This window comes from Paenibacillus sp. FSL P2-0136, from assembly GCF_037975325.1.
Classification (GTDB): domain Bacteria; phylum Bacillota; class Bacilli; order Paenibacillales; family Paenibacillaceae; genus Paenibacillus_AQ; species Paenibacillus_AQ silagei.
Genome location: NZ_CP150244.1, coordinates 1,205,924 through 1,219,993, shown reverse-complemented (window position 1 = coordinate 1,219,993; position 14,070 = coordinate 1,205,924). Strand labels below are relative to the sequence as shown.

14 protein-coding genes and 1 other annotated feature are annotated in these 14,070 nt (G+C 50.6%); of the genes, 4 read left to right on the top strand and 10 right to left on the bottom strand.

All coding sequences use genetic code 11. From position 1 onward, the window contains the following. Positions 1 to 5: 5 nt before the first annotated feature. Entirely contained in the window at positions 6 to 1,757 is a 1,752-nt protein-coding gene (gene ilvB / locus NYE26_RS05210) for a biosynthetic-type acetolactate synthase large subunit (RefSeq protein WP_036727670.1), read from the bottom strand. A 621-nt stretch (positions 1,758 to 2,378) separates the two neighbouring features. Between ilvB and NYE26_RS05205 the strand changes: the two genes are divergently transcribed. After that, complete coding sequence (locus NYE26_RS05205; protein ID WP_339254366.1) at positions 2,379 to 2,825, top strand: GNAT family N-acetyltransferase; 447 nt, start codon at positions 2,379 to 2,381, stop codon at positions 2,823 to 2,825. A 22-nt stretch (positions 2,826 to 2,847) separates the two neighbouring features. On the opposite strand, the gene NYE26_RS05200 is transcribed toward NYE26_RS05205, so the two are convergent. The 5 genes from NYE26_RS05200 to NYE26_RS05180 form a co-directional block, all read right to left on the bottom strand. Then, entirely contained in the window at positions 2,848 to 3,201 is a 354-nt protein-coding gene (locus NYE26_RS05200; RefSeq protein WP_339254364.1) for a hypothetical protein, read from the bottom strand. Between the two features lie 273 nt (positions 3,202 to 3,474). After that, positions 3,475 to 4,431 carry an ABC transporter permease gene (locus NYE26_RS05195; protein ID WP_036727665.1) on the bottom strand — a complete coding sequence of 319 codons (957 nt, stop codon included), beginning with the start codon at positions 4,429 to 4,431 and terminating at the stop codon, positions 3,475 to 3,477. Then, entirely contained in the window at positions 4,432 to 5,508 is a 1,077-nt protein-coding gene (locus NYE26_RS05190; RefSeq protein ID WP_036727664.1) for an ABC transporter permease, read from the bottom strand. Then, a complete protein-coding gene (locus tag NYE26_RS05185) occupies positions 5,501 to 7,039 on the bottom strand; it encodes an ABC transporter ATP-binding protein (RefSeq protein ID WP_036727662.1) in 1,539 nt (512 codons plus the stop codon). Before NYE26_RS05185 ends, NYE26_RS05190 begins: the two co-directional genes overlap by 8 nt. Before the next feature lie 180 nt (positions 7,040 to 7,219). After that, positions 7,220 to 8,302, bottom strand: coding sequence for a BMP family ABC transporter substrate-binding protein (locus NYE26_RS05180; RefSeq protein WP_036727661.1), 1,083 nt, complete (start codon positions 8,300 to 8,302; stop codon positions 7,220 to 7,222). 308 nt (positions 8,303 to 8,610) lie between these two features. On the opposite strand from NYE26_RS05180, the gene NYE26_RS05175 reads away from it, so the two are divergent. Beyond that, entirely contained in the window at positions 8,611 to 9,153 is a 543-nt protein-coding gene (locus NYE26_RS05175; RefSeq protein WP_339254361.1) for an acyl-CoA thioesterase, read from the top strand. An 84-nt stretch (positions 9,154 to 9,237) separates the two neighbouring features. On the opposite strand, the gene rplT is transcribed toward NYE26_RS05175, so the two are convergent. The 4 genes from rplT to NYE26_RS05155 form a co-directional block, all read right to left on the bottom strand. Next, entirely contained in the window at positions 9,238 to 9,597 is a 360-nt protein-coding gene (gene rplT / locus NYE26_RS05170; protein WP_036649386.1) for a 50S ribosomal protein L20, read from the bottom strand. 31 nt (positions 9,598 to 9,628) lie between these two features. Then, positions 9,629 to 9,829, bottom strand: a complete 201-nt coding sequence (rpmI, locus tag NYE26_RS05165; protein ID WP_036696104.1) for a 50S ribosomal protein L35 — start codon at positions 9,827 to 9,829, stop codon at positions 9,629 to 9,631. 57 nt (positions 9,830 to 9,886) lie between these two features. Further along, a complete protein-coding gene (infC, locus tag NYE26_RS05160) occupies positions 9,887 to 10,384 on the bottom strand; it encodes a translation initiation factor IF-3 (protein ID WP_209879757.1) in 498 nt (165 codons plus the stop codon). Positions 10,385 to 10,441: 57 nt separating this feature from the next. Continuing rightward, positions 10,442 to 10,585 (bottom strand) — a sequence feature (ribosomal protein L20 leader region). Between the two features lie 83 nt (positions 10,586 to 10,668). After that, positions 10,669 to 11,910, bottom strand: a complete 1,242-nt coding sequence (locus NYE26_RS05155) for a glycosyltransferase family 2 protein (RefSeq protein WP_036727659.1) — start codon at positions 11,908 to 11,910, stop codon at positions 10,669 to 10,671. Positions 11,911 to 12,327: 417 nt separating this feature from the next. Here NYE26_RS05155 and NYE26_RS05150 point away from each other — a divergent pair, with 417 nt between their 5' ends. Further along, positions 12,328 to 12,855 (top strand): phosphatase PAP2 family protein, encoded by a 528-nt coding sequence (locus NYE26_RS05150; RefSeq protein WP_036727657.1) that lies wholly within the window; start codon positions 12,328 to 12,330, stop codon positions 12,853 to 12,855. A gap of 53 nt (positions 12,856 to 12,908) precedes the next feature. After that, positions 12,909 to 14,048, top strand: a complete 1,140-nt coding sequence (locus tag NYE26_RS05145; protein ID WP_339254358.1) for a glycosyltransferase — start codon at positions 12,909 to 12,911, stop codon at positions 14,046 to 14,048. Positions 14,049 to 14,070: the final 22 nt, after the last annotated feature.

Genomic DNA, 14,070 nt, shown 5'->3' with positions numbered 1-14,070 from the left:
CACTGTTATTCATCCCCCATCAGCATTTGATCAATGGTAGACCCTTGGGTTACCATCGGGTAGACATTCTCGTCTTTGGGGACAACGAATTCTACCAGGACAGGTCCAGGTGTTTCCATGGCTTCTTTCCAGGCGGCGCTGGCTTCTTCCTTGTTCGTTGCCCGCAGGCCCTTCACACCGTAAGCCTCAGCCAGCTTCACAAAGTCCGGGCTGCCGGCCAGATCGGTATAGCTGTAACGCTTCTCATAGATCAGGTTCTGCCACTGACGGACCATTCCGAGTACCTGATTGTTAATCACAACGATCTTAACCGGAATCTTATTGATCGCACAGATCGCAAGCTCCTGGGAACACATCTGCATGCCGCCGTCACCATTAATGGAGACTACGAGCCGCTGCGGATGGGCCATTTGCGCCCCGATCGCTGACGGGAATCCGAAGCCCATTGTTCCAAGGCCCCCCGAAGTAATCCATGAACGCGGATGGTTGAACTTGTAATACTGAGCAGCCCACATCTGATGCTGGCCTACGTCAGTCGTCACAATAGCTTCACCTTTGGTGGTGTCATTGATCATCTGGATGACCCACTGCGGCTTCAGCTCCGTCTCCGAATCCTTGTACCGGTACGGCTGGTCCAGCTTCCACTGGGCAATCTGTGTTCTCCAGGCATCAGCCTTCGAGGCACGCTTCACATCCGGGATCAGCATTTCCAGAACCGTCTTAACATCGCCCACAATAGGAATATCAGTTGCTACATTCTTGCCGATCTCGGCCGGATCAATATCGATATGCACGATCTTCGCTTTGGGAGCGAAGCCGTCCAGCTTGCCGGTTACGCGGTCATCGAACCGGGCACCGATGTTAATCAGCAGATCGCATTGCTGAATGGCATTATTCGCTGTGTATGTGCCATGCATTCCCGGCATTCCCATCCACAACTCTTCGCCGCTCGGGTAACACCCCAGTCCCAGCAATGTAGTAGTGATTGGAATCTCCGTGCGCTTCACGAATTCATACATGGACTCATGCGCTCCAGAGTAGATGACTCCGCCGCCTGCAATAATAATCGGACGCTCCGCCGCCTCAATAGCCTTCACCAGCTTATCGAGCTGCAGCTTATTGGGAACCGTGCGCGGATTGTAGCCGCGAAGGTTAACTCCCTGGTGTTCTGCCGGAGTGAACAATGTCATCGCCGCCGATACATCCTTCGGAATATCGATCAGTACCGGACCTTTACGTCCCGTATTCGCAATATGGAAGGCTTCATGAATAATTCGCGGCAGATCCTCAACATCCCGCACCAGATAGCTGTGCTTCGTAATCGGCATCGTTATCCCGGTAATATCCGCTTCCTGAAAAGCATCTGTGCCAATCAGGCTGGAGAATACGTTACCTGTAATGACCACCAGCGGAACCGAATCCATAAAAGCTGTAGCAATTCCGGTTACCAGATTGGTTGCCCCGGGGCCTGAAGTGGCAATACATACGCCCACTTTACCGCTCGCTCTTGCGTACCCGTCAGCCGCATGGATCGCTCCCTGCTCATGGCGTGTCAGAATATGATTGAAATCGTCGAATCCATAAAGAGCATCATAGATATAGAGCACAGCCCCGCCGGGATATCCAAATACAGTATCTACACCTTCCAGTACAAGACTGCGCAGGAGGACTTCGGAACCCGAAACCACCTCTGGATTTTTCCATTTCTCACGTAACTGCTCTATCGACCGCACTTCTTCCGGTAATTGCGCGCTCATCAGTATTCCTCCCTTCGATCGTTCACATGCATTATTCAAATGACAGGACGTCAGTATCCAACCTTTAATATTAGCGAACAGGCTTAAATCTTTCCTGTTTCAACAAAAAAACCTTTCGCCTCCCACGCGCAGAAGAAGCGCGTGAGGGACGAAAGGTTTAGCTTCCGTGGTACCACCCATGTTTGCATAACATCTCACGATGATATGCCTTATCAGGTATACAAAAATCCATCGATGTAGGCAGGGCCCAAATCTTCGTAACCTGAAGTCCCTAACGCGGACCAAACGATTCCCCCTAATAATTCCACCGCTCCTGCTGGTGGGCCTTTCAGGGAAACAGCTCCGAGGTGAGCTCGTATATAAGGGATTCTGGTGGAGGTTGCAGCAATTCCTCTCACTCTCTGAACAAAAGAGCCCTTAAAACTTCGTCCTCATCATTGCCGATACATGTATGCTCGTTAAATGTTTAGACACATTATATGATTCCTCACACGGTTAGTCAATACCCATCTGCGGGTTATACATTAAATTGTTCATAAAATCTTGTTCTATTCTTGCCGGAACGCCCACACCGCCCGGGGCATATGATGTACGACAATGCGTGGAAAGGGGGCAATATTTATGATTCGTTACCGCAGACCCAGGCAGGATGACACGATTATTTATGACTTAATTGAAAAGCAGCTTGTCCCGTTATCCCATCTTCCGCAGACAATCATTAATCAGGTCAGGAAGGATCTGCCCCGCCGCCTGGGACAGGGAGTCACACTTGTTGCTTGTCCCGACTACGACAGTGATCCGCTGGGGTTCGTGCATTTTCTGCTGCATGGCGATTTATTATACATTGATATGCTCGCCATTGCCCCGGATGCAAGGCGTAAGCGATACGGAAATATGCTTATGGACAGGGCGGAGCGGTTTGCACTATCCCGTGCATGCCACAGAGCGAAGGTCTCCGTAGATACCGGAAATACCGCTGGTCTGGCCTTTTATGAAAAACTGGGCTACAGCGTAGCCCGTTATCAACCGCAAAATTACTGCTATGAGCTTGAAAAACAGTTCCGCTGATGAAGCAGACCAGCTCTATGGCTTAAAAGAATCCAATCGGCGGAATCCCATAACCAGGACCAGGGCCATAGCCGCCATAAGGGCCGGGAACAGGACCATGGCCATAACCATAACCGCCCCCGTAAGGAACACCGCCGCCATAGCCGTAGCCTCCGCCGTAACCGTAAGGAGCTGTACCGATGGCCAGCAAATCAAACAACACGAGCGGAATCAGTGCCTTGGTTTGTACTTTTTTACCACTGATACGCTGCAGGATCAGCCGGTTGCCTGAGATGCGGACCAGCTTGCCCGTCACTTTGGACCCGTCTTTTTTTACCGCCACGATATGTTTGCCAATTAATTTGATTACCTGTTGTTTCGTAACCGGGTGTGCCATAATATCCCTCCTGTATTTGTTTCTTAACAGTCTATTCGCCTCACCCGGTATTTGCCTGTACATCCGCCCGCCTCCGGGCTGAAAGTATTCGCAGCTGCTGCCTGCAATGATTACAAAATCCCCCCACAAAGTGGGACTTTAGCTTCGATGATGACTCAGGTGCTTTGCGGGGACCCCAAAACATATAAATTCTTATCTATCAAAAAGCGCATTCCCGGAAATCCGGAAATGCGCTCTGTTCTGTTAAGCTCTGGAATTGGTATACCGATAGCCTTAGCGTTTGCTCGGATCGTAAGGTTCACCAAGCGCCTTAGGTGCCGAGGAACGGCCCACAGCACTCACCAGAACGATAATGGTTAACACATAAGGAATCATGAAGATGAATTCCTGCGGAATGCTCTTGGACCATTCAAACAGCTGGACATAGTTGCGGATCGCCTGGGAGAAGCCGAAGAATACCGCAGCACCGAAGGCACCAAGCGGATTCCACTTCCCGAAGATCATCGCAGCAATGGCAATGAAGCCTTGTCCCGAGATCGTATTGTGCGCAAACGTACCTGTAGTAGTCAATGTAATGGTGGCTCCACCGATACCCGCCAGCAGTCCGCTCAGCATGACGCCGATATATCTCATCTTGTTGACATTGACACCCAGGGTATCAGCCGCACTCGGATGTTCACCGACTGCGCGCAGACGGAGTCCAAACGGAGTTTTGAACAGGATGAAATAAATGACAATGACTAAGATAATCGCCAGATAAGTGGTTGGATAGGAGTTAAATATCCCCTCGCCGATAACCGGGATCTTGGAGAGCCCGGGAATCGCCACTTTGCTGAATCCGTCGATCAGCGGAGTTTCGCCTGATCCTTCGAAGAACAGCTTAACCATGTACAATGTGCTGCCTGCCGCCAGGAAGTTAATAACCGTACCGCTTATCGTCTGGTCAGCCTTGAAGGTAATCGCAGCCACTGCATGGATCAGTGAACCGATTACTCCGACAGCCATGGCACAAAGCACCCCGACCCAAGGGGCCCATTCGCCCATGCCTGCATCTTGAGCATAGTAGCCACCTACTGCAGCTGCAAAGGCGCCAAACATCATTAAGCCTTCAAGTCCGATGTTCACAACACCGGATCGTTCAGAGAAGATGCCGCCGAGGGAGGCAAATATTAGCGCTGTGGAAAAAACAAGCGTCGTATTGAGCAGTTGGCCTAAGACTACGAAGTCCATCTATAACACCTTCTCTTTCTTGCGCTTGAAGTAAAACGGTTTGAGCACCCAGCGTACAATGCCTTGCGCAGCAATGAAGAATATGATCGAACCGATTACAATACGGATCAGCTCCGGAGGCACATCCGCACCGAAGCTCATGCCTGCCGAACCGTACGTCAGCGTGCCATATAGAATAGCAGCGAGAATGACACCCAGCGGATGGGTCAGTCCAAGCAGGGCAACAGCGATACCGTCAAATCCATAACCAGGTGAAGCTGCAAATACGGATTGATAATGGAATACACCCAGTACTTCACCAGCGCCTGCGAGACCTGCGAACACGCCGCTGATGAACATTGCCTTCACCACATTGCGTCCGACATTCATTCCTGCATATTCGGCAGCATGCGGGTTCAAGCCTACTGCACGCATTTCGTAGCCCTGCTTGGTCTTCCAGAGATAGACATAGAAGAAAGTTGCTGCCGCCAGGGCAATCACGGTTCCCCAGTGCAAACGGGCATTATCAAAGGTGGAGAAGAGGAAGGTCATGGATAGAGAAGCCGGATTATCCTCCGACCGGTTCTGCCCTTGCAGAAGCAGGAACGTCCGGACAATATAATTCGACAGGAAGAGCGCAATCCAGTTCAACATGATCGTTGTGATAACTTCATTAATTCCGCGCTTGGCCTTCAGATATCCGGCAATACCGGCCCATAGTCCGCCGCATACAGCAGCTGCAATGACCGCAAGCGGAACTAACAGGAAAGCCGGCAATACCCCACCAAGCTTAATGCCGACAACAGATGCAGCCGTCATCCCGATCATGACCTGCCCGTCCGCACCAATGTTGAACATCCCTGAGCGGAAGGCAAAGGCTACAGCCAGACCCGTCAGCATAAGCGGAGTCATCTCGCGGATCGCCTCACCGAAATCATACGGGCTGCCGAACACGCGCTTGAACAGCGCAGAATAAGCCGCAATAGGATCATAACCGCCAATCAGCATGACGATAGCACCTACAAGGAAACCCATCAGAATTGCTACAAGAGGAATTATGTAGCTGTCTGTTGCGAATATTTTCCGGAGTCTAGACATCCGCATGACCTCCCCGCTTCAAACTGCCCGCCATCATCAGACCCAGCTCCTGGTCATTCGTATCCTGCGGGAATACCTCTCCGACAATCTGCCCTTCATATATAACGGCAATCCGGTCGGACACATTCATAATTTCATCCAGCTCAAATGAAATCAGCAGTACAGCCTTGCCTTGGTCACGCTGCGCAATCAGCTGCTTCTGCACAAATTCAATGGCTCCGACATCCAAACCGCGCGTTGGCTGAGCGGCAATCAGAAGAGTCGGATTCTTGTCTATTTCCCGCGCAATAATCGCTTTTTGTTGATTACCGCCGGATAAGGAGCGGGCTTTATTCTCTATAGAAGGTGTGCGCACATCGAATTGTCTTACCAGATCTTCGGCATGCTTGTTAATCACATCTGTGTTCAAGAACCCGTTCTGGTTATATGGACTCTTATAATACGTCTCCAGAACCATGTTCTCGCTCACGGTGAAGTCCAGCACCAGACCATGCTTGTGACGGTCCTCCGGAATATGGGAGACATTCATTTCAGATACCTTGCGCGGTGACAGATTGCCAATCTCCTTACCGGAGACCTGGATCGAACCTGAGTCAATCTTGCGCAGCCCGGTAATGGCCTGAATCAGCTCACTCTGGCCGTTACCGTCCACTCCGGCGATTCCGAGAATCTCCCCCGCCTTAACTTCGAAGCTCAGGCCATTCAGCACAGGCACGCCATCCTTGCTTTTGCTGCTGACATTAGACAGCTTCAGGATGCTCTCGCCAATATGCGGCGGCTGCTTGTCCACTTTGAAGGTTACTCCGCGTCCGACCATCTTCTCAGCAAGCTCGTTAGGATTGGTCTCGGTGGTCTTCACCGTATCAATCACCTTACCGCGCCGGATAATGGTGACACGGTCGGAAATCTGCATGATTTCTTTCAGCTTATGTGTGATCAGAATAATGGATTTACCTTCTGCAACAAGCCGCTTCATAATCGCCATCAGTTCCGTAATTTCCTGCGGCGTTAGTACAGCGGTAGGCTCATCGAATATAAGTATATCCGCTCCGCGGTACAGGGTTTTCATAATTTCTACCCGTTGCTGCATGCCTACCGAAATGTCATGAATTTTGGCATTTGGATTGACTTGGAGCCCGTACTGCTCAGATAGCTTACGAACCTGCTCCGCAGCGGATTTATAGTCAATTTTAAGACCTTTCTTCGGCTCCATGCCCAGAACAATGTTCTCGGTGACCGTAAAAGGATCAACAAGCTTGAAATGCTGGTGAACCATACCAATGCCAAGCTCAATAGCTTTATTGGGGTTATCAATAATAACCGGTTTCCCGTCGATTTCGATGCTGCCTTCATCGGGCTGGTACAGTCCGAATACGATATTCATCAAGGTTGATTTGCCTGCCCCGTTCTCACCAAGCAGCGCATGGATCTCCCCTTTTTCCAGCGTCAGACTAATGGAGTCGTTCGCAACGATACCGGGAAAGCGTTTTGTGATTTGCTTCAACTCTACGACAGGAGCCGCAGCACTCATGGAATCACCCTCATCACAGAATATATATAATATTGCCTTTTAGACACGGCTGTACCGCCCCACACAAGGACGGTACAGTTGTGATTGTCTATAACAGATGCTGACAGAGAACAAGGCCAGTGTTTGAACCGGCCCTGCTTCGTCGAGTTATGTTAAATCGGGTTAAGCTGAAGCAATGAATTACTCGGAAGGAACAACGATTGTTCCATCAATGATTTGTTTGCTGTATTCGTCAACCTTAGCCAGAATATCGGCAGTAACGTTAGCTTTGGATGTTTCAGGAAGGCCTACACCGTTGTCTTTCAGACTAAGAACAGTTGTAGTACCACCTTTGAAGGTACCGTCAACAACCTGCTGGGAAACCTTCTTAACCGCTTCGTCAACACGTTTGATCATGGAAGTCAGCGTTACATCATCGCCAAATTCCAGGGACTGGTCTTTGTCAACGCCGATAACCCATACTTTGCTGCCGCCGGCTTTGTTGCGGGATTTCGCTTCGTTAAATACGCCGTTGCCTGTTGCGCCTGCAGCAGGGAAAATAATGTCGTTGCCGGCATCATACAGCGTTGCAGCCAAAGATTTACCGGTATCAGGCTTGTCATAAGCACCTGCATAAGTGATAGTTACTTTTGCATTAGGGTTAACCGCTTCTACGCCGGCTTTGAAGCCCACTTCGAAACGTTTGATAACCGGGCTTTCCATACCGCCGATGAAACCTACTTTGTTGGTTTTGGTTGTCATACCAGCAACAACACCCACCAGGAAGGAGCCTTCATTCTCGGCAAAGGTTACAGATTCAACGTTAGGAGCGTCCACTACACTGTCAATGATCGCAAGATTAGCATTCGGGTTCTCTTTGGCAACCTTCAGTACGGCATCGCCAAGGTCGAAGCCGATTCCCCAAGTGAGGTCATAGCCGCCTTTAACGAACTGGTTAAGGTTAGGCTCATAGTCTGCATTGGATTTACTCTGCAGGTATTTGATCTCAGCGCCGAATTCCTTCTCCATAGCCTCCAGTGCTTCCCAGGAAGACTGGTTAAAGGACTTATCGTTTACTCCGCCTACGTCAGTTACTAGACCCAGTTTGACAGCCTTAGGAGCATCAGTTGCTGCTGGTGCTTCTGTTGCAGCTGCGTCTGTTGGTGCAGTAGTTGCTGTTCCAGCATTGGAGCCGGAATTAGCGCTGTTATTGTTACCGCAACCTGCCAGAATGACAGTGAAGGCCATAACCATAACCAAAGATAGTTGGTAAAACTTCTTCATCGAAAGTGATCCCCCTTAGTAAATTGGATGTCTTCTGTGTTCTGCTTTGGACATACCATTAGTACAAATTATACCTGCAAAAAAAGCTAAAATCCAGTCTATTAATGACCTCAGGTCAATAATAATTTGCATTTTTCAACAAGAAATCGCTTACCTTGACACGGGCTGTTATTTCTGTGTCCGTTATATGTTAGAAAACCTCAAAATGTAGCTTATGGCTCCAAGTGCATTAACATTATTATTGCACAGGGAAGGCTTTTCTATTATCATGTATGATTACATCTTGTACGCAAAGGGAGTTACTGAAAATGGAACAAGAACACATACCACAAGCTGCACCCGACTTCAAATACTGTCATGAATCCCGCGTATTCAAAACCGGCCGCGTCTTCCCGAATGATGTAAACAATCATAAGACACTGTTCGGCGGCAAGCTCATGAGCACCATCGATGAAGTGGCCTCCATCTCGGCCATGCGCCACTGCCGGGTCAACGTAGTAACGGCATCCGCTGACTCTGTCGACTTCCTCCTGCCGATCCGGCCGACGGACTCCGTCTGCTTCGAATCCTTTGTCTCCTGGACGGGCCGCACCAGCATTGAGGTATTCGTCAAGATTATCTCCGAGAATCTCTACACAGGCGAACGCGCCGTTGCCGCAACTTCCTTCCTGACCTTCGTAGCTATGAATGAAGATGGCACTACAGCCCCTGTTCCGGCCATCGTGGCCCAGACCGACGAAGAGAAGCTGATCTGCCAGTCTGCTGACGAGCGGTCTGCGCTGCGCAAGCTGAGACGCTCCAGCAGCAAGAAACTCGCTTCGCTGCTTAGCACAACGAAATACTGGGAATAGCTGTCCATCCGGCGGTTCCCACCGCGCAAAAAAGCACCGTCACACGGGAGAACCCGCAGGCGGTGCTTTTCGGTTTATAGCGTCTTACGCGTTGATCTTCTCTTTGGCAACAACAGCCAGGGAGTTGAAAGCGTTCAGATCATTCACTGCCAGATCAGCCAGCATCTTACGGTTCACTTCTACACCAGCCAATTTCAGGCCGTATACAAGCTTGCTGTAAGACAGACCGTTCAAACGGGCTGCAGCATTGATACGAACGATCCACAGTCTGCGGAAGTTACGTTTCGTCTGACGACGGTCACGGTATGCGTAAACCATCGATTTCATTACTTGCTCTTTAGCTGTTTTGAAAATGCGGTGCTTGGAACCGAAGTAACCCTTTGCCAGCTTCAATACTTTTTTATGTCTACGACGAACTACAAATCCGCCTTTAACTCTTGCCATATTAATAAACCTCCCAAAAATGTGTGATTAACTATTTCAAGTTAGCGAGTCCTTGTTTCAAACGTCTTACATCCCCAGGGGCCATTACCGGATTGCCGTTCAATACGCGTTTTGCACGTTTCGATTTGTGGGACAGCAAGTGGTTCTTGTGAGCTTTGTAACGCAATACTTTACCAGTTCCAGTGATCTTGAAGCGGCCTTTCAGGCTGCTATGTGTTTTCATTTTAGGCATGGTGTTTCCTCCTTGAATATTATGCGGCGCCAAATTGCTATGCAAGTGACTCCAGGATTATTGGGGCTTCGGAGCCAGAATCATAATCATGCTGCGGCCTTCCAGCTTAGGCTGGCGCTCTACAACAGCAAGCTCTTCTACTTCGCTCTTCACGCGCTCCAGGATCTTCTGACCGATACTAGCGTGGGTAATCTCACGGCCGCGGAAACGGACGGAGCACTTCACTTTATCGCCTTCGCCCAGGAACTTGATTACATTGCGGAACTTGGTCTGATAATCATGTTCCTCAATGTTTGCACGGAACCAGACTTCCTTGAGATCCACGATCTTCTGGTTCTTGCGGGCTTCCTTCTCTTTCTTCTGCGTTTCATAACGGAACTTGCCGTAATCCATGATGCGGCATACCGGCGGCTTCGCCTGCGGTGCTACGTTGACTAAATCCAGATTAAGATCGATCGCCATTTGTAACGCCTCGCGGATCGGCTTGATCCCGATTTGTTCACCCTCTGCTCCGACCAGCCGAACCTCTTTGGCACGAATTTCATCATTGATCATATGTTCCTTACTGATAATCCTCCACCTCCGAATAATTTTCAGATAATATATTACGGTTCTCCATAAAAAAGGGATGCCGGTAATTCCCCGACACCCCGTTTGATCAACGTTCATGAATTGTAACCATTCATAAAGCATTGAGATCAAAACCAGCAGGCTGTTAGCCTGTCAGGTGAGAAGCCGGTGCTTCTGCTTGCAATCCCTATGTTTTGCACACTTGAATACTATACATCATCAGACTGAAGATGTCAACATCCTCAGAAATTATTAATTTACAGTGCGGATTATGAAACCTGCTTGCTCTGCACTTCCTCCAGCCGGACTACGCGCGTATGCTTGGTATGACTCCACTGCTTGTTGTTCTGCGTGAAGAACGCATAGAACGTGATGGGATACCACGAGAGCAGATAGACCGGGAACACCAGCAGGTACAGATAGACCTTCTTAAACTTCACCCGCTCAAGCGCCATGGCCAGCAGGAAGGTTAGAATGTTCGCCCCTACGGCAAAGTACCCGAGCCACAGCGGCAGATGTCCGTAAATATTCGCAATATGCGGACCGCCAAACACAGCATTATCCACAAACATTACGGCAGTCATCAGGAACGTAAGCAACACAATGTATACGTTCGCTCCATACAGTGCCAGGTCGAACTTCGTCAGGCTGCGTTCCTTGATCCCCTGCCACAGCAGCGGGAAGAAGTAACGGCGGGCTACGGTGAAATGACCCTGCATCCAGCGCAGACGCTGTCTGGAGGAAGCCTTGAAGGTAAGCGGCTTCTCATCGAATACTTTGGCATCATAATTAAATCTTGGATATACGCCCTTGGAGGCGCTGCGCATGGTGAATTCCAAATCCTCAACCAGACTGGTTGCCCCCCAGCCCATTTCCTTCAGCAGGTTCGTCTCGAAGCACATGCCTGTACCGCCGAGGAAGTTGGCCATCTTCAGATTATGGCGCGACAGCTGCCACAGCCGGTTGATGTACCAGTAGGATACGCCGTAAGCAGCCGTGATCCAAGAATCCTCCGGGTTCTTCGTATCAATGTAGCCTTGAATGACCCGTCCGCCTGAACACAGATCGTTGTTCATCTCTGTCAGGAACTCTGTATGTGCGAGGTTGTCGGCATCGAACATGACTACAGCGTCGTACTGGCGGGGCAGCGCCCACAGCTCCTTCAGCATCCACTCGATGGCATAGCCTTTACCGCGCAGGTTGCTGTTGGTACGTACACAGGCATTCATGCCGTGCTCCCGCACGATCGCAGCGGTATTATCCGTACAGTTGTCACAGATGACAAATACATCGTACAGTTCCTGGGGATAATTAAGCTGCTTCAGGTTCTCCATCAGAGCGCCAACCACTTCTTCCTCGTTGTGTGCGGCGACCAGTACGGCAAATGACTTTTGCGGCGCATGCCTAACCTTGTTCTTCTTCTTGCGCAGTCCAAACAGCGAAAATGCAAACTGATAAACTGCGATTGCCGCCAAGATCACTTGGAGCGTAACAAACAATGCGTCTGTCATGATCTTTAGATGCCCCCTTTTTCCAAATCTTGATGTTTTTTCTCTTTCTCTCTCTCTAACTTGCTAACGTTCTATCTGACCCTTTTGTTGCATCCCTTACTGTAGACAAGAATTTCCCCTTAGTTCCGGGCAGGATTCCGAATTGTGTTATGTCCCGTTTCACAAGATATGAATATGGATTCCAGTGTACTGGCTGGCTCCTTATTTCTCTGTTACCTTATAAACGCGATCTTCCTGCTTGAATCATTGTAGTCGCTTTGGGGCTCACAAGTCAAAAGAGACATTTTTCGAGCGGACCCGAGCTTTTTCTTGAACGGGCTACCTTAAAAAAGTATGATAAAGACAGCTTCAGGCCGTGAAATCTGCTGCTTAAGCTGCGCCAGAACTCTTTTAGCCGGACTATCGGAGGGACATGATATGAGACCTTTATTCAAGAAACTGCATCTCCTGGAGCAGCGGGTGTTTCAATGGATTAACGGACGGATGCACAATCCGTTTCTGAACTTCTGGCTCTTCTACCTCACTCATCTCGGAGGTGCAACAAGCGCGATCGGCATCAATCTCCTAGTCTGGGCAGTGTGCCCGCAGCCATGGAGAACTACAGGACTTCAGGCACTGGCCGCGCTGGCGATAAGTCATGTGCCCGTCGCTATCGCCAAAAAGCTCTACCCGCGCCTGCGGCCCTATCTGGCCCTGCCGGACACCAATACGTTCCGCAATCCGCTTAAGGATCATTCTTTTCCTTCAGGCCATACGACCGCTATCTTCGCCTCAACGGTTCCTTATATGATAGCCTTTCCTGTCCTGACTGCGGTCCTGCTTCCTCTGGCCTGCACAGTCGGCTTCTCCCGGATCTACCTCGGGCTGCATTATCCATCTGATGTCCTCGCAGGAGCGGTCATTGGGTCTGGAGTCGCAGCCGGTACGCTCGCCCTCTGGATATGATGCCTAATGGGCGCCGGCCGGTCAATACCTCTAGGGAACAGGTGAACTATACATTGCGCAAAAAAAGAATATTATTGCTGTCAGAGGGCTTCGGTGCCGGGCATACCCAGGCTGCATATGCGCTGTCGAGCAGCCTGCGGAAGCTGTCTCCGGAGGTGCAGACCAAGGTGCTGGAGCTGGGGAGCTTCCTGAATCCCAAGGTGGCCCCGCTCATTGTCTCGGCATACCGCAAGACGGTTACCTCCCAGCCCCGGCTGATGGGCTATGTGTACCGTCACCAGAAATCATTCAATCGTCTTACCACACTTGCCCTGCACCGCTTGTTTTATACGCATGCCCAAAATATTGTGAAGCAGCTGAAGCCGGACATTATCGTCTGTACCCACTTCATTCCCGGTGCTGTTATCTCACGCCTGAAGCGGCTTCATCCATCGCTGAAGGCCCCGCTGATTACGGTCATTACAGATTATGACGCCCATGCCAGCTGGATCAGCCCGCAGGTAGACCGCTATCTGGTATCCACCCCTGAGGTCAAAGCGAAGCTGCGCCGCCGGGGCGTTGCCGCCTTCAAGATCCGGGTAACCGGCATTCCTGTACACCCGAGCTTCTGGGAGCAGCACGGCCGGGAAGACATTCAAGAGCAGTTCAAGCTGCTTGGTGTTCCGACGGTCATGGTCATGGGCGGTGGATGGGGCATGATGAATGACGAAGTAGTCAATGCGGCTCTGGCCGGATGGCGGGACAAGGTGCAGATTGTGTTCTGCCTCGGCCAGAATGACAAGCTGCTGCAGGAGATGATGCAAGACCCGCGGTTCAGGCATCCCAACATCCGGCTGCTGGGCTTCACCCGGGAGATTGACAAGCTGATGGAGGTGTCCGACCTGCTGGTCACCAAGCCGGGCGGCATGACCTGCAGCGAAGGCTTGGCCAAGGGCATTCCGATGCTCTTCCACTCTCCGCTGCCGGGCCAGGAAGAAGAGAACTGCCGGTACTTCACTGCCGCCGGACTGGGAGAGCCGATCAGCTCCCTCGATGTAGTTGACCGGTGGATGGAGCGGCTGCTGAATGATTACGGAAATGTCCGTGCGGCGCGCAAGGCCCATCTGGAGGCCATCTCCAGGTACAACCCGCTGCAAAGCGCCCAAAGCATTATTGATATGCTGGATAAACCGCGCGCAGAACATGGGGAGTAGAGAACCAGGTAAGAACGCAAAA